The sequence below is a fragment of the Cellulophaga sp. 3_MG-2023 genome, assembly GCF_030546975.1.
Taxonomy (GTDB): Bacteria; Bacteroidota; Bacteroidia; order Flavobacteriales; family Flavobacteriaceae; genus Cellulophaga.
Genome location: NZ_JAUOPS010000002.1, coordinates 501,999 through 521,061, shown reverse-complemented (window position 1 = coordinate 521,061; position 19,063 = coordinate 501,999). Strand labels below are relative to the sequence as shown.

Annotated in this window: 13 protein-coding genes and 1 tRNA gene; 8 read left to right on the top strand and 6 right to left on the bottom strand. The window is 34.3% G+C overall.

Features of this window, described 5'->3' with window-relative positions:
- Positions 1-36 precede the first annotated feature (36 nt).
- Both polA and Q4487_RS07190 read right to left on the bottom strand, forming a co-directional pair.
- Positions 37-2,880, bottom strand: a complete 2,844-nt coding sequence (polA, locus tag Q4487_RS07195) for a DNA polymerase I (RefSeq protein ID WP_303540558.1) — start codon at positions 2,878-2,880, stop codon at positions 37-39.
- 47 nt (positions 2,881-2,927) lie between these two features.
- Complete coding sequence (locus Q4487_RS07190) at positions 2,928-3,920, bottom strand: isoaspartyl peptidase/L-asparaginase family protein (RefSeq protein WP_303540560.1); 993 nt, start codon at positions 3,918-3,920, stop codon at positions 2,928-2,930.
- A 41-nt stretch (positions 3,921-3,961) separates the two neighbouring features.
- On the opposite strand from Q4487_RS07190, the gene Q4487_RS07185 reads away from it, so the two are divergent.
- The 3 genes from Q4487_RS07185 (at position 3,962) to Q4487_RS07175 (ending at position 6,354) form a co-directional block, all read left to right on the top strand.
- On the top strand, positions 3,962-4,690 hold the full coding sequence (locus tag Q4487_RS07185; RefSeq protein WP_303540562.1) for a copper homeostasis protein CutC: 729 nt from the start codon (positions 3,962-3,964) through the stop codon (positions 4,688-4,690).
- Positions 4,691-4,739: 49 nt separating this feature from the next.
- Positions 4,740-5,966 carry a metallophosphoesterase gene (locus Q4487_RS07180; protein WP_303540565.1) on the top strand — a complete coding sequence of 409 codons (1,227 nt, stop codon included), beginning with the start codon at positions 4,740-4,742 and terminating at the stop codon, positions 5,964-5,966.
- 91 nt (positions 5,967-6,057) lie between these two features.
- Complete coding sequence (locus Q4487_RS07175; protein ID WP_100893909.1) at positions 6,058-6,354, top strand: co-chaperone YbbN; 297 nt, start codon at positions 6,058-6,060, stop codon at positions 6,352-6,354.
- A 63-nt stretch (positions 6,355-6,417) separates the two neighbouring features.
- Here Q4487_RS07175 and Q4487_RS07170 read toward each other — a convergent pair whose 3' ends face one another.
- Positions 6,418-9,771 carry a DUF2723 domain-containing protein gene (locus tag Q4487_RS07170; RefSeq protein WP_303540568.1) on the bottom strand — a complete coding sequence of 1,118 codons (3,354 nt, stop codon included), beginning with the start codon at positions 9,769-9,771 and terminating at the stop codon, positions 6,418-6,420.
- 155 nt (positions 9,772-9,926) lie between these two features.
- Here Q4487_RS07170 and Q4487_RS07165 point away from each other — a divergent pair.
- Positions 9,927-10,001: transfer RNA gene (locus Q4487_RS07165), tRNA-Gln, on the top strand.
- Between the two features lie 47 nt (positions 10,002-10,048).
- Here the strand turns inward: Q4487_RS07165 and Q4487_RS07160 are convergent.
- Positions 10,049-11,398 carry a cation:proton antiporter gene (locus Q4487_RS07160; RefSeq protein ID WP_303540570.1) on the bottom strand — a complete coding sequence of 450 codons (1,350 nt, stop codon included), beginning with the start codon at positions 11,396-11,398 and terminating at the stop codon, positions 10,049-10,051.
- A gap of 200 nt (positions 11,399-11,598) precedes the next feature.
- Here Q4487_RS07160 and rimP point away from each other — a divergent pair, with 200 nt between their 5' ends.
- The 3 genes from rimP to infB are packed head-to-tail and all read left to right on the top strand — an operon-like array spanning position 11,599 to position 16,203.
- A complete protein-coding gene (rimP, locus tag Q4487_RS07155) occupies positions 11,599-12,063 on the top strand; it encodes a ribosome assembly cofactor RimP (RefSeq protein WP_100893906.1) in 465 nt (154 codons plus the stop codon).
- Positions 12,064-12,076: 13 nt separating this feature from the next.
- Complete coding sequence (gene nusA / locus Q4487_RS07150) at positions 12,077-13,309, top strand: transcription termination factor NusA (RefSeq protein ID WP_100893905.1); 1,233 nt, start codon at positions 12,077-12,079, stop codon at positions 13,307-13,309.
- 41 nt (positions 13,310-13,350) lie between these two features.
- Complete coding sequence (infB, locus tag Q4487_RS07145; protein ID WP_303540573.1) at positions 13,351-16,203, top strand: translation initiation factor IF-2; 2,853 nt, start codon at positions 13,351-13,353, stop codon at positions 16,201-16,203.
- 71 nt (positions 16,204-16,274) lie between these two features.
- On the opposite strand, the gene Q4487_RS07140 is transcribed toward infB, so the two are convergent.
- Both Q4487_RS07140 and Q4487_RS07135 read right to left on the bottom strand, forming a co-directional pair.
- Complete coding sequence (locus Q4487_RS07140) at positions 16,275-16,643, bottom strand: SPOR domain-containing protein (protein ID WP_100893903.1); 369 nt, start codon at positions 16,641-16,643, stop codon at positions 16,275-16,277.
- Between the two features lie 473 nt (positions 16,644-17,116).
- Positions 17,117-17,488: an SPOR domain-containing protein gene (locus Q4487_RS07135; protein ID WP_303540576.1), complete on the bottom strand. Its 372-nt coding sequence runs from the start codon at positions 17,486-17,488 to the stop codon at positions 17,117-17,119.
- A 230-nt stretch (positions 17,489-17,718) separates the two neighbouring features.
- On the opposite strand from Q4487_RS07135, the gene Q4487_RS07130 reads away from it, so the two are divergent.
- Complete coding sequence (locus Q4487_RS07130; RefSeq protein ID WP_303540578.1) at positions 17,719-19,047, top strand: cytochrome c3 family protein; 1,329 nt, start codon at positions 17,719-17,721, stop codon at positions 19,045-19,047.
- The last annotated feature ends 16 nt before the right edge of the window (positions 19,048-19,063 follow it).

The following is a 19,063-nucleotide window of genomic DNA, read 5'->3' as shown; positions in this document are numbered from 1 at the left end:
AAAATCTAATGTCCTTTTTGTTTTATTGTATTTTAATTAATGAGCAACTAGCCAATTATCTCCTGTTCCTATTTCTACGTCTAAAGGAACCGCAAGCGAGTATGCATTTTCCATTTCTGTTTTAATAAGTGTTCTTACTTCTTCTAATTCTGTTTTGTGAGCGTCAAAAACAAGTTCATCATGTACTTGTAAAAGCATTTTGGTTTTAAAATTACCTTCAGTAAGTTTCTTGTGTATGTTAATCATTGCAATTTTAATAATATCTGCTGCGCTACCTTGTATTGGTGCGTTAACGGCGTTACGTTCTGCTGCTCCACGCACAACAGCGTTTCTGGAGTTTATATCTTTTAGGTATCTACGTCTTCCTAAAACTGTTTGTACATAACCATTGTCTCTTGCAAAGTCTACTAATTCACTCATGTACTTTTTAAGTTTTGGGTATGTCTCGTAATAAGCGTCTATAAGTTCTTTAGATTCTCCTCTACTTAAATCTGTTTGGTTGCTTAATCCAAAAGCAGATACACCGTATATAATTCCAAAGTTTACTGTTTTTGCATTACTACGTTGCTCTCTAGTAACCTCTTCTAAAGGAACGTTAAATACTTTTGAAGCTGTAGAGGCGTGAATGTCTTCTCCGTTTTTAAATGCTTCAATCATTGTTGTTTCATCACTTAAAGCAGCAATTATACGTAGCTCTATTTGTGAGTAATCTGCTGCTAATAGTGTGTAATTCTCATCTCTTGGTACAAAAGCTTTACGTACTTGTCTTCCGCGCTCTGTACGTATAGGTATGTTTTGCAAGTTGGGGTTGTTGCTACTTAGTCTTCCTGTAGCGGCAACAGTTTGCATATAGTCTGTATGTACACGGCCAGTGCTTTCCTCTACTTGTTCTGGTAAAGCATCAATATAAGTGCTTTTTAACTTGGCTAAACCTCTGTATTCTAGTATGTTTTTAATAATCTCATGATCTTGTGCAAGATAAGAGAGTACATCTTCTGCTGTAGAATACTGACCTGTTTTTGTTTTTTTAGGTTTATCTACAAGTTTTAGTTTTCCAAAAAGTATTTCTCCTAATTGTTTTGGTGATGCTATATTAAATTCTTCGCCTGCAGCTTCATAAATACTAGTTTCTAGGTTTTTAATATCTATGTTTAACTCATTAGAGAGAGAATTTAAAAAGTCAACATCAAGGTTAATACCTTCTAGCTCCATATCTGCTAAAACGCTTAATAGTGGAATTTCTATGCTGTTAAATAAATCTTCTGTTTTTGCGTCTTTAAGTTCTGGTCTAAAGTGGCTTGCTAGTTGGTAAGTAATATCTGCATCTTCAACCGCATACTCTGTTTGTTTTTCTACAGGAACCTGGCGCATAGATAACTGGTTTTTACCTTTTTTGCCAATTAATTCAGTTATGGAAATAGGAGTGTAGTTTAAGTATGTTTCGGCTAACACATCCATATTATGTCTCATATCAGGATTTATTAGATAGTGAGCTAACATAGTGTCAAAATATGTTCCTTTTATAATAAGGTTGTATTTGCGCAATACTTTAATGTCGTACTTTAAATTCTGACCTACTTTTTCAATGTTTTCATCTTCAAAAAACGGGCGTAATTGCTCTATGAGTTCTTGTGCTTCTTCCCTTGCTTCAGGAAAAGGAATGTAATAGCCTTTGCTGGCTTCCCAAGAAAAAGCAATTCCTACTAACTCTGCTGTAAGCGGATTTAGTCCTGTTGTTTCTGTATCAAAACAGACAGATGTTTGTTTCATTAAGTTCTGTAAAAACAATTTCATAGCCATTCCAGGTGCTACACTTTGGTATATGTGCGGAATGTCTTTACTTGTTTTTCTGCTAGATAACTCTTGCTGTACTTGCGTAGCAGAAGCGGAATCGCCGCCGCCAAATAATGAAAACTGACCAGCTCCGGCAGCAGCTGTTTTGGTTGTTGTTTTGGTAGATTTGTCATTATTGCTACTTGTGGCTGTGGTAGTTGTTTCTGTAGCAAATGTTTTTATAAGGTTGTCAGCAAGTCTTCTAAATTCTAGCTCTTCAAATATAGAGGTGACTTTTGGTAAATCTGGTTGGTCTAATTCATATTCTTTTTCATTAAACTCTACGGGAACATCTAACATTATGCGAGCTAATTTTTTAGAAAGTAAGCCAAGTTCTTTGTTGGCTTCTATTTTTTCCTTCATTTTACCTTTTAGCTCGTGCGTATTTTCTAAAAGATTTTCCATACTACCGTATGCTGCAAGGAATTTTTTTGCGGTTTTATCTCCAACACCAGGCAGTCCGGGAATGTTGTCCACGGCATCTCCCATCATACCTAAATAATCTATAACTTGCTCAGGTCTTTCAATTTCATATTTGTTTAATACTTCTGGTATTCCCCAAGTTTCATAACCGCCACCAAACATTGGTCTGTACATAAAAATATTTTCAGATACTAACTGAGCAAAATCTTTATCTGGTGTAACCATAAAAACTTTGTAGTTTTCTTTTTCTGCTTTTTTAGCTAATGTTCCTATAATGTCATCGGCTTCAAAACCTTCTTTAACAATCACAGGTATGTGCATTGCCTTTAAGATATTCTCTATGTAGGGTATGGCTAATTTTATAGCTTCAGGTGTGGCATCACGGTTGGCTTTATAGGCTTCAAACATTTCTACACGATCTACACTTCCACCACGATCAAAACAAACTGCTAAATGGTCTGGCCTTTCTCTTTTTATAACATCTAATAGTGAATTGGTGAAACCTAGTATTGCTGATGTGTCTAGTCCTTTAGAGTTTATTCTTGGGTTTTTTATAAACGCATAATATCCTCTAAAAATAAGTGCGTATGCATCTAGTAAAAAAAGTCTTTTTTGATCTGCCATCTTATAATCTTAATTAAGTGTCAAAACTACTAATTGTTGTTTTGTATTTAGTCTTTCTTGTAAAAAGAATTTACGTGTTCGTTAGTGTTGCTCTCTTTGGTTGTTTTGCGATAGGTAAAACCAGGATGAACACAATAGCCACCTGTTTCTCCTTTCTTATTCATTGCTAAAAAGCCAATCTGGAAATCTTCACGGTCTTTATTTTTAGCCATAATTCTTTTTACGCCTTCTTCGCAAGCTTCTTGAGGTGATTTTCCTTGTCGCATTAATTCTACAATTAAAAAACTACCAACTGTTTTAATTACTTCTTCGCCAACACCTGTAGCGGTTGCGCCGCCAACTTCATTGTCTACAAATAAACCAGCTCCAATTATTGGAGAATCTCCAATACGCCCACCAACCTTGTAAGCCATACCGCTAGTAGTGCAAGCACCAGATATATCTCCTTTTTCATCCATAGCTAGCATACCAATAGTATCGTGGTTTTCTATATTAATAATTGTCTCGTATTTAGATGTCTTTTTCCACTCTAACCAATCGTTTTTTGATTTTTCTGTAAGTAAGTTTTCTTTTTTAAATCCTTGTTCGTAAGCAAACTGTTCTGCACCCTTGCCAGCTAAAATTATATGTGGTGTTTCTTCCATAACCTTACGTGCTACAGAAACTGGGTGTACAATATTTTGTAAATAAACTACAGATCCGCAGTTGCCATCTTTGTCCATAATACATGCGTCTAATGTAACATTTCCGTCACGGTCTGGTCTGCCACCTAAGCCTACTGTATTATTGTTGGCATTTGCTTCTTCAACCATTACACCTTGTTCAACAGCATCTAAAGAGTTTCCGCCTTTAGCTAAAACTTCCCAGGCTTTATCATTGGCATTTTTAAAATTCCAAGTGCAAATAGCAATTGGTTTAATTGTCTCTACTTTTAAATCGGGAGCAATTGTTTTTTTGTTATCACAAGATGCTAATAATGGAGCAGAGATGATGCCGGCTGTACTTAAAGATGAATTTTTTAAAAACTTTCTTCGTTTCATAATAGTAGGTTGACTAATTTTAGGCTTTAAATATAATGATTATGATTTTAGAAGTGTGTGCAAATTCATTGGAATCTGCCTTAAACGCAGAAAAAGCTGGTGCTACTAGAATAGAGTTGTGTATGGAGCTTGGTGTTGGTGGTGTAACTCCTTCTTATGGCCTTGTTAAAGCTGTGCTAAATGCTGTGAATATACCCGTGCACGTATTGGTTAGGCCTAGAAGCGGAGACTTTACATATTCAGATTCTGAATTTGAAGTAATGAAACAAGATATTGCTTTATGTGTAGAGCTTGGTTGTGCAGGTGTTGTTTCTGGCGTGTTGCATAAAAATTTTACATTAGATAAAGAGCGAACACAACTTTTAATAAATGCATCAAAAGGATTAAAATTTACTTTTCATAGGGCTTTTGATTGGATTAAAAATCCGGAAGCTACTTTTTTAGAGTTGCAAAATATGGGGGTGAATTATGTGCTTTCATCTGGTCAAGAAGCTTCAGCTCCGTTAGGCTTTTCTTTGCTTTCTAAGTTGAATAGGAAATCTGCTACTTGCGTTATAATGCCTGGTGGAGGATTAAAGGTTGATAATGTTGTAGGTTTTAAAGAAGAGGGGTTTAAAGCATTGCATATGTCTGGAACTTCTTTTTTTAAAACTTTAGACGAAGATGTTCCTTTGTCTATGAATTCTAATTGTTTTTTAGTTGAAAACCAGGTGTCAATTTCTAATGTAGCTACTATAAAACAGGTGGTTGCTTTGTTAAATAAGTCTTAAATAGGTGTTTCTGCTTGTCAAACAAATACCTTTGTAAAAAAAATAGATTATGCTTCGTTGGATTATTTTTGTCCTTGTTTATTCGGTTTTAGGGTTTTATGCTTTTCAGGCATTAAAAACTGCTACTAGAATTAATTGGCTTCATTATTTATATATTGTAGTTTCACTTTTAGCTGTTTTTAACTTTATTTATCAATTTAGTATTGGTAATGAAGGGCGAGTAATTAGTATTCCTATGAGCTATGCTTTTGGTTTTCTATTAAGTGTAATGGCTTTTAACTTAGTGCTTATTATTTTTCTTTTTTCTGAGGATATTATACGTTTTTTAGCAGGAGTTTATACTAAGTTTTTTGGAGAGTCTAAAGAGTTTGCGCTGCCAAGCCGTAGGCGTTTTTTAAGTTTAATAGGTTTAGGTTTGGCTTCTTTGCCTTTTGGAGCTTTGCTTTATGGTATGGCTAAAGGGAAGTATAATTTTAAGGTTCTAAAGTATGAATTGACTTTTGATGATTTGCCAGATGCTTTTGATGGATATCAAATTACACAAATATCTGATATACATAGTGGTAGTTTTGATGATGAAGAAAAAATTAAATATGCTATAGATTTAATTAACGAGCAAAAGAGTGATGTTTTGTTGTTTACCGGGGATATGGTAAATAATACAGCAGAAGAAATGGATCCGTGGAAAACAATATTTTCTAAGCTTGAAGCTAAAGATGGTAAATACTCTGTTTTGGGGAATCATGATTATGGTGATTATGTTAGTTGGGATTCTGAAGAGCTAAAAGAAGAAAATTTAGATAAACTGAAGAGCACTCAAAAGGAAATAGGTTTTGATTTACTTTTAAATGATAGCAGATTTTTGCAAAAAGGAGAAGATAAAATAGCTTTAGTTGGAGTAGAGAACTGGGGTGTAGGAGGATTTAAAAAAGCAGGAGATTTAAAAAAGGCCAGTGCTAATATTGCAAAAGACGATTTTAAAATATTGATGAGCCACGACCCTTCTCACTGGGAGCATGAGGTTATTAAAGATGAATATCATTACCACTTAACGCTAAGTGGACACACACACGGTATGCAATTTGGAATTGAAATTCCTGGTTGGATTAAATGGAGTCCTATTAAATGGAGGTACCGCTATTGGGCTGGTATTTACAAAGAAATGGGGCAGTATATAAATGTTAACCGTGGTTTTGGCTTTTTAGGATATCCAGGCAGAGTTGGTATTTGGCCAGAAATAACTGTAATTACACTAAAAAAGAAAGAATTGGCATAGTTTTATGACTCAAATAGTTGTAAAAAGATGGGCTAAACTATATAATTTAACAATTTTTCTTACTTTTGATTAACAACCCAAAGATTTATTTATGTCTAAATTTGGAGAACTAATAGATTTACAAGTACCTGTATTGCTAGATTTCTATGCAGAATGGAATGAGCAATCATCACAAATGCACCCTGTTTTAAGGGATGTAGCTGCGGCACTAGGTGATAAAGGTAAAATTATTAAGATTGATGTAGATAAGAATAAAGAGCTTGCGCAAGCATTGCGAGTAAAAGGCTTACCTACATTGATGATCTACAAAAATGGCGAAATGGTTTGGCGCCAAAGCGGCGAACAAGACGCAAATACTCTTATTACTTTACTTAACGAGTATTTATAATATATAAAATCCTATTATTTAATTTATACTATTGCATAAAGCTAACCCAAGGTTAGCTTTATGTTAGTTGTTAGTGCTATCTAATACAGTAGCGCTTGTGTCTACTGTATTAGAGTCTGGTAAATCTGGATCTGTCATTGGTGGCTCTTCTGGAGTTTCTTCTCTTAGTAGCCTTCTAGATCTGTTAAAGTGAGAGAATTTAGTTAAGAACTCTGTAGCAATTAATTCTTCTTTCTCTGCTAGTTCTGTTTCGTTATTTCTTTTAAGTATGTCTATTAGTCTAAAGTAGCTCTCTAGGTCACCTAAAATATCATTTTCTCTAACATATTGTTCATCCAAGTCTAAGGTGTTGTAGTAGCTTAGGTTTTCTTGGTACTTAGTTTTTAACTGTGCAAAAAGTTCTCTTGCTTTTTTAGTTTCGCCTACTCTATAGTAGCCATCTACAAAAGGTTCTACAAAGGCGTAGTAGCCAAAGTAGTCTACAGGCATATTTGTCACAGCTATATTTATAATATCTTTTGCTTTTTCTATTTTATTTTCTTCAATAAGTTGTTCTGTAAGTCTGGCAAGGTTGCCTCTAAAGCTAATAGACTGTGATCTTGTTTGTGTGTCGTGGTAAATGTCAGGACTACCAGAGTTACCCCATTTCCATTTTTTAACAATACTGTACATTAGGTCGCTATCAATACGGCCTATTTCATACGGACTTGCATTTTTTGTTTTAATTGGTACTAGTTTGTATGCTAAACCATCTAATTGTAAATACTCTTTCATCCAAATGTATTCACCACTATCAAAACTACCTCCAGAGAAATAAATTGGACGTTTCCAATCATTATTTGCAAGTATATCTAACATTAATAAACGATTCTTGCTCAAAGCGCTAGGTAAATCAATATCTATATAATCTACTATTAAATCTGCATCTTCAGGTTTAACTAATCCGCTTTCTAAAACATTTTTCTTGTTTACGGGTACGCGTATTTTTTTAGTAGGGTAGTATATTAAGTCTAAAAAGCTTTCTGGGTACTGACTAAGATCTGCTCCTTGCTGCTTATATATGTATCTTATTTTATTTGTTGGTTTGTCACTCGCAATCCAGTTCATAAAATCTTTAATGTCTAACCTTTTGTCTTTAAATTGAGGTAAAGGTTGCTCGTAAACCACATCTCTAGATCCAAACCTGTATTTGTTGTGTGTTAATTGAGACGGAATAGGATCACTAGTGTATGCCTTTTTCTTCATTTGATCTATATACCAATCTGTAGCAAATAAACTTGTGTTAATAACACGTACGTCTGTGCGGTAACCTTCAATTTCTTGTAAGTACCAAAGAGGAAAAGTGTCATTATCACCAATAGTAAATATCATAGCTCCTGCATTTTCTTCTGTAGAGTCTAGGTATGATCTAGCGGTACTGTTTGCTGTAAATCTATCAGACCTATCATGGTCATCCCAGTTTTGAAAAGCCATAAGTGTTGGTACGGCTAATAAACAAACAACTGTTATAATTGGAGCTATAATTTTTGCTGATGTTAGTTTTTTAAGTTCGTCATATAAACCAGCAACACCTAATCCTATCCAAATTGCAAATACATAAAAAGAACCAACTAGGGAGTAATCTCTTTCTCTTGGTTGAAATATAGTTGGGTTGGTGTAAAACTGTATGGCTAAACCGGTAAATAAAAAGAATACCAATAATGCCCAAAATTGTTTAGGATCTCTTTTAATTTGAAAAAGAATACCAATAATACCTAATATAAGAGGTAAGAAAAAATAAGTGTTCCTTCCTTTGTTATTTGCAACATCACTTGGTAAGTTATCTTGACTGCCAACTAAATAGTTGTCTATGAAATTTATTCCGCTAATCCAATTACCGTGGTTGTTGTATCTACCTTGTAAATCATCTTGTTTGCCAACAAAGTTCCACATAAAGTAACGCCAGTACATATATCCAAACTGAAAATCCATCATGTATCTAATGTTGTCCCATATGCTTGGAGGTATTACTTCTATGTAATCTTTATCTAGAACCTCTTTTAAAAATCCAATGTATTGTTCTGTTGCTATTTCTCCGCTAGCGTGACCATTCTTTACTTCTTGGCATATGCTTCTTAATTGTGAATTTCCTAAATACTTTGGTTTTATTTTAAAATCTAGACCACCATAATATTTCATATAGTTTTCTGCATTTTCTCTAGACCACATTCTAGGTAAAAGTCCAACATGTTTTTTGTCTGGGCCTTGTTCTGCTTCTTTGTAGTTGTTTACAATAATGTATTTTCCTAGTTTTTCATCTTGCTCGTACTTTGGCTTGCCGTCTATTTTATCTCCACCAGAAGAAAAGGCATCAGAATAATATGCTCCGTAAACAGGGCTGTCTACTCCTGGGTATTGTTCTCTGTTGTAATAGGCTAAAAGAGATCTAGCGTCAGACGGGTCATTTTCATTAATAACAACGTCTGCATTTGCACGTATTGGTAACATTAGCCATGTAGAAAAACCTAAAAATAAAAACATTAAACATAAAACAATTGTGTTTGCTGTTTTAAAGTTATTTTTTCTGGTATAATTTAATCCGTAGGCAAAAGCAATAATAAAAAGTAAACCCATTATTATAGAACCAGAGTTAAAAGGTAGTCCAATACTGTTAATAAAGAACACTTCACTCCAACCAAATAATTTTAGAACGTATGTTAAAGAGAATTTGTAAACCAACATTAAAATAGCAATAACGGCAATGTTAGCTATTAAAAAGTTTTTAACTGTGGTTTCTTTGTATTTTTTAAAGTAGAATAATAGTCCTATTGTTGGTATGGCTAAAAAGCCCATAAACTGTATACCAAAAGTAAGGCCTACTACAAAAGAGATCATAATAATCCATCTGTTTCCTCTTGGGTGGTCTAATTCATCTACCCACTTAAGACCTAACCATAAAAGCAAAGCCATAATAAAACTTGCCATTGCGTAAACCTCTGTCTCTACAGCGTTAAACCAGAAGCTATCAGAAAAAGCAAAGGCTAAAGAACCAACTAAGCCACTACCTAGTATTGCAATAGCTTTGCTATTGGTTAATGCGCTGTTAGCTTCTTTAAGTATAATTTTTTTGGCCAAATTGGTAATAGACCAAAACATAAACAGAATGGTAAAAGCACTAGATGCGCCAGAAACAAAGTTTACCATACTTGCAATTTGGGTTTTGTCTGTTGCGAACATGGCAAAAAACGCACCTATCATTTGTAGTAAAGGTGCTCCTGGTGGGTGACCAACTTGCAATTTTGCAGAAGTTGCTATGTATTCACCAGCATCCCAAAAACTACTTGTAGGTTCTACAGTTATTAAGTAAGTAATAAATGCTATTAAAAAAGCTACCCAACCAAGGATAGTATCCCATTTTTTAAAATTCTTAGAGAACATACAGTTTTTTGTTTATGAATTAAGGCGAATTTAGTAATAAATTGAGATATGAAAGATAAAATTTTATAAAGGTTTAACAAAGTTTTGAAAATTTTTTGAAAAATGTTTTGTGTAAACGAAAGTTTATTATAAATTTGCACCCTCAAAACAAACATTGGCCCATGGTGTAATTGGTAACACACCGGTTTTTGGTACCGACATTCAAGGTTCGAGTCCTTGTGGGCCAACCACTGTTAAGTAAAAACCCGATATCAACTTGATATCGGGTTTTTTGTTTTTAATGGTTTATGTGATCTTCGCTGTCTGTGCCGTCCTCTTCAGGTAGTTCTAAGTCTGTGTTATTGTTGTTAATGCTTTCGTAATCGTCATTAGCATTTTCGTCATGTAGTTTGTCTAATTCATCTATATCCTCATCAATTTCGTCTAAAATGGTATTCATTTTACGTTTGTCTTTAATCATAGCGCCGGTCATAATTAAGCTAGTTCCTATTATCACAAAAAGTAAAATTCCAGAATCAAAAGTTTCTATTTGTGCTTCTTGTGGTATTGCATAAAATAATAAAACGGTAATTAATCCTCTAGGGGCAATAAAAAGTTGTGGTAAAATATCGCTACCAACAAAAACACGTAGAATTATAAATCTAATTACATATATAGATATAATTATTAGAATACTGGTAATTGCTACGTTAATGCTAAATAAAGAAGAGATGACGATGGTGATGCCAAAAATAACAAAGAAGAACGTACGTACTACAAAAGCTGTTTCTAGTGTAATAATATGTAGTTCGTGGTAAATTTGCTCTGCTCGCTCTTTATTTAGGTATTTAGATAGGAATCCGCCAAAGAACAAGTTCATGTTGGCAATTATAAGTCCAAATATTAAAATAATAATTAAAGATGATAGGTGAAGCTTTTTGCCTAAAGCATATAAAAGTAGGAGTACTGCAATTAGTAAAAATTGCTTTGCTTGTGATTTTATCTGCTGAAAAACCAATATTATAGCGTAACTAGCAATTATAGATATTACAATTGTTAAGCCAATATTGCCAGCAAAACCTGCAGCACCATTACCAGCTCCTTCGGTTGGGTTTAAATTGCCAGTTAAAAAGTAAAACATCATAATTCCCATAATGTCAGAGAAGGTACTTTCATAAATATGAAATTCTTTTTTATTTTCTGACAACCCGCTAACACTAGGTATAATTATAGCGCTAGATAATATGGACAAGGGTGTTGCGTATAGCCAGGCAGATTGCATTGTCATACCGTCTATAAACTGATGTAAAATTAAGGCTGCAACATACGCAGAGGCTATAAGGCCTACTAGTGCAATGGCCATAGATTTTAAAATAGGAACTAATTTTTCTCTTTTAAGTTTTAACTCTAGTGCTGCCTCTAGCACAATCATAATAAGTCCAACAATACCTAGTAGTTCTAGTGATGGGAAAAAATTAATGCTGTCTTCTCCAATAAATTCTAATACGTATTTTAAAATAACACCTAAAACAATAAGCATTAATACGGATGGAATGTTAGTTTTTTTAGAAATTCCGTTAAAAAGAAAAGAGATAATAATGATAACCGATGCGGCAATAATAAGATTGTAAGAGGATAATATTTCCATTTTTGGATATTAGTTTGTGTTTAGTTTTTAAAAATATACATAATTACCTAAACAACAGTGAGGATCGCTTTATTTTGTGAAAAATAATATGTATATTTGCATCGCTGAAAGAATATACTGTATTCATGAGGGGACTTAATAGTCCCCTCTTTTATTAACTATACTTTTTTTGGTTTAATAAAATTTCTGTAAAAAGAGTTATGTTTAAAGAGCAAGTTACATCTTTGTTGGAGGGGGCTTTAAAAGAAAACCCATCATTGTTTTTAATTGATTTTACTATAACACCAGATCATAAAATTAATATTGTTTTAGATGGTGATAATGGTGTTACGCTTAAAGATTGTGTGGCGGTTAGCAGAGCTATAGATCACAACTTAGATAGAGAAGAGCAAGACTTTTCTGTAGAGGTTGCTTCAGCGGGAGCTTCTACGCCATTGGTTTTACCTAGGCAGTATACAAAAAATATTGGCAGAAAATTAGAGGTAAAAACAATAGAAGGTCGTAATTTTGAAGGAGAATTAACTGCTGCAACGGAAGATACTATTACTCTAGAGTGGAAAGCAAGAGAGCAGAAGCCCGTAGGTAAAGGTAAAGTTACTGTTCAGAAAAAGGAAGAAATTTCATTTTCTGATATTAAGGAAGCAAAAGTTATATTAAAATTTTAATAAATAAATCAATATGGAAAATATTGCGCTAATAGAATCTTTCTCGGAATTTAAAGATGATAAATTCATAGATAGGGTAACGTTAATGGCAATTTTGGAAGAAGTGTTTCGTAACGCTTTGAAAAAGAAATTTGGTTCTGATGATAACTTTGATATTATTATAAATCCTGATAAAGGGGATTTAGAAATATGGAGAAATCGTGTTGTTGTAGAAGACGGTGAGGTAGAAGAACCTAATGAAGAGATTTCATTAACAGATGCGCGTAAGATTGAACCAGATTTTGAGGTAGGAGAAGATGTATCTGAAGAGGTGAAGCTTATAGATTTAGGAAGACGTGCAATTTTAGCATTACGCCAAAATTTAATAGCTAAAATTCATGAGCATGATAATACTACTATTTATAAGCAATTTAAAGATCTAGAAGGGGAGATATACACGGCAGAAGTGCATCATATTAGGCATAGAGCGGTTATTCTTGTTGATGATGAGGGAAATGAAATTGTAATGCCTAAAGACAGGCAAATACCTTCAGATTTCTTTAGAAAAGGAGATAATGTTCGTGGTATTATAGAAAGTGTAGAGCTTAAGGGTAATAAGCCTTCTATTATTATGTCTAGAACATCGCCTAAATTTTTAGAGCAATTATTTTTTCAAGAGATACCAGAGGTTTTTGATGGTTTAATTACTATTAAAAAAGCAGTGCGTATCCCTGGAGAAAAGGCAAAAGTAGCTGTAGACTCTTATGATGATCGTATAGATCCTGTTGGTGCCTGTGTGGGTGTAAAAGGTTCTAGAATACATGGTATTGTAAGAGAATTAGGAAATGAGAATATTGATGTTGTTAACTGGACTAGCAATCCACAATTGTTAGTTACAAGAGCATTAAGTCCTGCAAAAATATCATCGGTTAAGTTAAACGATGAGAAAATGACTGCGCAAGTTTACTTAAAACCAGATGAGGTTTCAAGAGCAATTGGTAGAGGTGGTCATAATATTAGATTGGCGGGGCAATTAACTGGTTATGAGATTGATGTATTCCGTGAAGGAGTAGAAGAGGATGTTGAGTTAACAGAGTTCTCTGATGAAATTGATAGCTGGATTATAGAAGAATTTAAGAAGATTGGTTTAGATACTGCAAGAAGCGTATTAGAGCAAGATTCTCAAGATTTAGCAAAGCGTACAGATTTAGAAGTTGAAACTATTTTAGAAGTTGTGCGCATACTTAAAGAAGAATTAGAAGATTAAGCTATATATTAGCAAAAATTTAAGAATACGAATACTTGTTTATGGCAGAGAATGCAACAATAAGGCTCAATAAGGTCCTCAGGGAATTAAATATTTCTTTAGATAGGGCTATAGACCATCTTTCGTCCAAAGGACATGAGGTGGAGGCAAGGCCTACTACTAAGATTTCCAATGAGGTGCATCAAATTCTTTTGGATGAATTCCAAACAGATAAGAGCAAGAAAGTTGCTTCTAAGGAAGTTGGCGAGGAAAAACGTAAAGAAAAAGAAGCGCTTAGATTGCAATTGGAAAAAGAGCAAGAAGAAAAGCGTTTGGCAAGAGAGAAAAGAGCAGCTGCGCAAGAGGTTGTTAAGGCTAAAGCAGAATTATCTGGCCCAAAGACTGTTGGTAAAATAGATCTTGATGCAGGTAAAAAGAAGCCAGCTCCTGTTGAGGAAAAAGTAACTCCTAAAGAAGAAAAACCTGTTCAGGCTAAAAAGCCAGTGGTTAAAGAAGAGTCTAAGCCGGTTGAAAAACCTGTGGCAAAAGAATCTACAACCATAAAAACGGGTAAAGTTGAGTTAGCGGGTCCTAAAACTGTTGGTAAGATAGATTTAGATGCGGGTAAAAAGAAGTCTGCTCCTGCAGCCAAAAAGCCTGCTCCTGTTAAAAAAGAAGAGCCAAAAGCAAAAGTTGAAGCGGAAAAACCAGCTGAGACTACTGAGGCAGAAGCTAAGGAGAATACGGTTATAACTACTCAATATCAAAAATTATCTGGACCTAAGCTTACGGGTGCAAAAATTGATTTGTCTAAGTTTAATAAGCCTAAAAAGAAAGAAGCTCCTAAGAATGCTGCTGGTGCTGGAGGTGATAAGAAAAAACGCCGAAAGAGAATTGTTAGTAATAACAAGCCAGGTGGTAATAATAGAGGTGGACAAGGTGGAAATAACAGGGGTAAATCTGGACCAGGTAAAGGTAGATTTAATGCGCCAGTTGTAAAAGTTGAGCCTACTGAAGAAGAAGTTCAAAAGCAGGTTAGAGAAACTTTGGAGAAACTTCAAGGTAAGTCTAAAAAAGGAAAAGGAGCTAAGTATAGAAGAGATAAAAGAGATCAGCACCGTCAACAGACAGAGAAGGATCTTGAGAAGCAAGAAGCAGAAAGTAAAATCTTAAAAGTAACAGAGTTTGTTACTGTTGGTGAGGTTGCTACTATGATGGAGGTTTCTAGTACTCAGATAATATCTGCTTGTATGTCATTAGGAATTATGGTGACGATGAATCAGCGTTTAGATGCTGAGACATTATCTATAGTTGCTGAAGAGTTTGGATACGAAGTTGAGTTTATTGCTGCAGAGATTGAAGAATCTATTGTGGAAGAGGTTGATGCTCCTGAAGATTTAAAAGAAAGAGCTCCTATTGTAACGGTAATGGGTCACGTAGATCATGGTAAAACATCTTTATTGGATTACATTCGTAAAGAGAATGTAATTGCTGGTGAAAGTGGTGGTATTACACAGCATATTGGTGCTTACGGGGTTCAGTTGGATAATGGACAAAAAATAGCGTTCTTGGATACTCCGGGTCACGAGGCCTTTACGGCAATGCGTGCACGTGGTGCTCAAGTAACGGATATTGCAATTATAGTTGTTGCGGCAGATGATGATATTATGCCTCAAACAAAAGAAGCTATTAGTCACGCACAAGCGGCTGGAGTTCCTATAATTTTTGCAATAAATAAAATAGATAGACCTACTGCAAATCCAGATAAAATTAAGGAAGGTTTAGCGCAGATGAACTTATTGGTTGAAGATTGGGGAGGAAAAATTCAGTCTCAAGATATTTCAGCTAAAAAGGGAACTGGTGTCAAAGAGCTTTTAGAGAAAGTTTTATTGGAGGCTGAGTTGTTAGAGCTTAAAGCAAACCCTAAAAAGTTAGCTTCAGGTACAGTGGTAGAGGCGTTCTTGGATAAAGGTAGGGGTTATGTTTCTACAATTTTAGTGCAAGCTGGTACTTTAAAAATAGGTGACTATGTCTTAGCTGGTACTTGTAGTGGTAAAATTAAGGCAATGCAAGATGAACGTGGTAATAACGTTCAAGAGGTTGGTCCTTCTACACCAATATCTATTTTAGGTTTAGATGGTGCGCCACAGGCAGGTGATAAGTTTAATGTGTTAGAGGATGAGCGTGAGGCTAAGCAAATTGCTTCTAAGCGTTCTCAGTTACAAAGAGAGCAATCTGTGCGTACACAGCGTCATATTACTTTAGATGAAATTGGTAGACGTATTGCTTTAGGAGACTTTAAAGAGCTTAATATTATTCTTAAGGGTGATGTTGATGGTTCTGTTGAAGCACTTACGGATTCTTTCCAGAAACTTTCTACTGAAGAAATACAAGTAAATATTATACACAAAGCTGTTGGTCCTATTACGGAGTCAGATGTATTGTTAGCTTCTGCTTCAGATGCAATTATTATTGGGTTTAATGTAAGGCCAATGGGTAATGCAAGAGCAATTGCAGAAAAAGAGGAAATAGATATTAGAATGTATTCTATTATTTATGCTGCAATTAATGATCTTAAGGATGCAATGGAAGGTATGCTTTCCCCAGAAATGAAAGAGGAGATACTTGGTACTGCAGAAATACGTGAGACCTTTAAGATATCTAAGGTGGGTACAATTGCAGGTTGTATGGTATTAACGGGTAAATTGGTTAGGAATGCAGGTATACGTTTAATACGTGATGGTGTTGTAATTTACACAGGAGAACTTGCTTCTTTAAAACGATTTAAGGATGATGCTAAAGAAGTTGCTAAAGGGTATGATTGTGGACTTCAGGTTAAAAACTACAATGATATTAAGGAAGGTGATATAGTTGAAGCTTTCCAAGAGGTAGCGGTTAAAAAGAAATTGAAATAATAATTTCTAAATCATATGAAAAAAAGCGACTCAGAAATGAGTCGCTTTTTTGTTTTATGTTAATCTAGTATTTATTCCTTTTGATTAGATATTAATACTGCTGAAGGGTATTTTGTTTTAACTGTCTTTAGCTTCTGGTTGGCTTCCCTTATGTTGTTGAAATTGCCAAGTGTAATGCTGTGTATGTTTTGGTTGCTTTTTAGCTTAGTGCTCATTCCTGGGAAATTCCTTTTTGCTTCAGATTTTATTTTATTCGCTTCGGCTATGTTTGTGCTTTGGTGTATTTGTATGGCAAAGGGAGGAGCTAGTAATGTGTTTTGGTTAACTGTTGTTGTTTTGTTTTCTTCTTCGTTTATTGATATTTCGCTTTCTTGTGCAAAACATAGTGTAGAGAAAAAAGTCAGGAAAAATAGACTGATGTAGATCTTTGTTGTTTTCATATGTATAGGGTTTTGTTTCTTATAAAATTAGTGTTTTATTTTATTACATAAAAATGTTGTCTATTTGTCTGTGTATAATAGATGGTTCGGCTTTAGGTTGTGTTTTTTTATTTTTCTTTCTGGTTAGCTATTAAAATAGTATTCCTTTGTGTTGTGTCTTATTAAGCTGTGTGATAAAACTTATTGTTGGGGCTTCCGGTGTTTATTTTGCAATTTTATTTGTTACTCCCTCTCTCTCTCTCTCTCTATGTCTATAGGGTTTTTTAAGATTCTTATGTTGTTTGCTGTTGATGTTTTCTTCTTGGGTAGGTTAGATATTTTTAAAAAAACTCAGGTGTAATATTGGTGTGTGGTGTTTTTATTTGCTTAAGATTAAATTTGTGATTTCGTTTTATATAAGTAAGTTTTTAATTACGTTATAAAAAAAAGAGCGACCCATTTCTGGATCGCTCTTTTAATTGTGTTTGTATAGATTATTTTTCCTTTTGGTCTGCAATTAAAAATGCGTTAGGATACTTTTTGTGTACTTCTATTAGTTTTTGTTGGGCTTCAAATTTTGTGTTAAATTTTCCTATTCTCACCTTGTAATTTGGTTGGTCAAAACTAATTTCTGAAAACCAGTTTGTAAAGCTTTCTTGTGCTTCACTTTTTTTGCTGTTAGCTTTACTGGGGCTTTGACTAGAGTGTATTTGTATAGTGTAGTATTTTGATGTTTTATTGCTTTCAGTGTATAAATCTAAAAGCTTCTCAAGGCTTTTGTCTTGCTTTATAGTAACGTCTCCTTCTTGAGCAAAACAAAAAGTGCTTAGGGTAAGGCATATTATGCTTGTATAAAGTGTTTTCATTAGTTGTACGTGTTAATATTAATAAGCTTATGCAAATGTAAATTATTATAAATCAAACATAACGCATAAATATTATTTAGAACAATTATAAATTATAAATTATCAATCCCTTAACATTTCCAAATTTAAGTCTATGTCGTATTTTTGCGTTCAATTTAAGAAGCGATATAGGGCGTGTGCCTGTTATATAGTAATTATCGTGCCAGGATTTCGATAGAAATATTTTAAATATGAAAAAGGTTTTATACCGTAATCAACTTTCTAAATTTTTGGGTGTCAATCTGATAGCTGCAATGCTATTTTCAGTATCCCTATTTTCTCAATCAGAAAATGCTGATCCTGCAAAGGGGAAACAGATCTTTAATCAAAATTGTGCATCATGTCACTCTTTGGATAGAAAAGGAACTGGTCCTGCTTTAAGGAATGTGGAGTCTCGTTTAGAGGAAGAAGGTTTAGATCGTGAGTGGATTTATGCGTGGGTTAAAAATAGTTCAGGTGTTATTAAGTCTGGGGACTCTTATGCTAATAAGATTTTTGCAGAGTATAACAATACTGCAATGACTGCTTTTCCTACATTAAGTAATGGAGATATTGATAATATCTTGGCTTATACAGCTGCAGTGGAAGAAAAGCCTGCTGCTAGTGCTGCTGTTCCTGTTTCAGGTGATGTATCAGGTGGTTCCTCTAGTGGGGTTTCTAATGAGATTATCTTAGGGGCGTTGGCTTTGGTTTTTGCGTTGTTGGTTGCTATGTTGTTTATGGTTAACAAGACTTTGCGTAACATTGCTAAAGCTAATGGTATTGATGTTGAGAGAGAAAGAGCTGAAAAACGAATTCCTATTTGGAAAGCGTTTGTTCAAAACCAGTTTTTGGTTTTGGTTTCTGTTGTATTCTTGTTATTAACTAGTGCTTACTTTGTATATGGTTACTTTATGCAAGTGGGTATAGATCAGGGTTACGAGCCAGTTCAGCCAATTCATTTTTCTCATAAAGTTCATGCTGGAGATAATAAGGTAGATTGTAAGTATTGTCATTCTTCTGCTAGGGTTTCTAAGACTTCGGGTATTCCATCTTTGAATGTTTGTATGAATTGTCATAAATCGATATATGAGTACAAGGGTAATCCAGAGGGTCCTTCTCAGTCTGATATTGAAAATGGTTATACAAATGAGTTCTATACTAAGGAGATTAAAAAGCTTTATGCTGCTGTTGGTTGGGATGAAGAAGGTCAAAAATATACTGGTGAGTCTAAGCCTGTAGAGTGGGTTAGGATACATAATTTACCAGATTTTGTTTACTTTAATCACTCTCAGCACGTAAGTGTTGCTGGAGTTGAGTGTCAGACATGTCACGGTCCAATTGAGGAGATGGAAGTTGTTAGTCAGCATGCTCCATTAACTATGGGGTGGTGTATTAACTGTCATAGAGAAACAAATGTGAAAATGGAAGGTAATGCTTATTATGATAAAATTCATGAAGAGCTTTCTAAAAAGTATGGTGTAGAGAAGCTTACGGCTGCTATGCAAGGTGGTTTAGAATGTGGTAAGTGTCACTATTAATTGATTGTAAAAGAAG

Bases quoted from the DNA above. Each gene is read 5' to 3' on its own strand.
- Q4487_RS07190 (WP_303540560.1), bottom strand. From the start codon at position 3,920: ATGAAACGAAGAAAGTTTTTAAAAAATTCATCTTTAAGTACAGCCGGC.
- rimP (WP_100893906.1), top strand. From the start codon at position 11,599: ATGTTTAAAGAGCAAGTTACATCTTTGTTGGAGGGGGCTTTAAAAGAA.
- Q4487_RS07170 (WP_303540568.1), bottom strand. From the start codon at position 9,771: ATGTTCTCTAAGAATTTTAAAAAATGGGATACTATCCTTGGTTGGGTA.
- Q4487_RS07185 (WP_303540562.1), top strand. From the start codon at position 3,962: ATGATTTTAGAAGTGTGTGCAAATTCATTGGAATCTGCCTTAAACGCA.
- Q4487_RS07180 (WP_303540565.1), top strand. From the start codon at position 4,740: ATGCTTCGTTGGATTATTTTTGTCCTTGTTTATTCGGTTTTAGGGTTT.
- polA (WP_303540558.1), bottom strand. From the start codon at position 2,880: ATGGCAGATCAAAAAAGACTTTTTTTACTAGATGCATACGCACTTATT.
- Q4487_RS07130 (WP_303540578.1), top strand. From the start codon at position 17,719: ATGAAAAAGGTTTTATACCGTAATCAACTTTCTAAATTTTTGGGTGTC.
- infB (WP_303540573.1), top strand. From the start codon at position 13,351: ATGGCAGAGAATGCAACAATAAGGCTCAATAAGGTCCTCAGGGAATTA.
- Q4487_RS07160 (WP_303540570.1), bottom strand. From the start codon at position 11,398: ATGGAAATATTATCCTCTTACAATCTTATTATTGCCGCATCGGTTATC.
- Q4487_RS07135 (WP_303540576.1), bottom strand. From the start codon at position 17,488: ATGAAAACACTTTATACAAGCATAATATGCCTTACCCTAAGCACTTTT.
- Q4487_RS07140 (WP_100893903.1), bottom strand. From the start codon at position 16,643: ATGAAAACAACAAAGATCTACATCAGTCTATTTTTCCTGACTTTTTTC.
- nusA (WP_100893905.1), top strand. From the start codon at position 12,077: ATGGAAAATATTGCGCTAATAGAATCTTTCTCGGAATTTAAAGATGAT.
- Q4487_RS07175 (WP_100893909.1), top strand. From the start codon at position 6,058: ATGTCTAAATTTGGAGAACTAATAGATTTACAAGTACCTGTATTGCTA.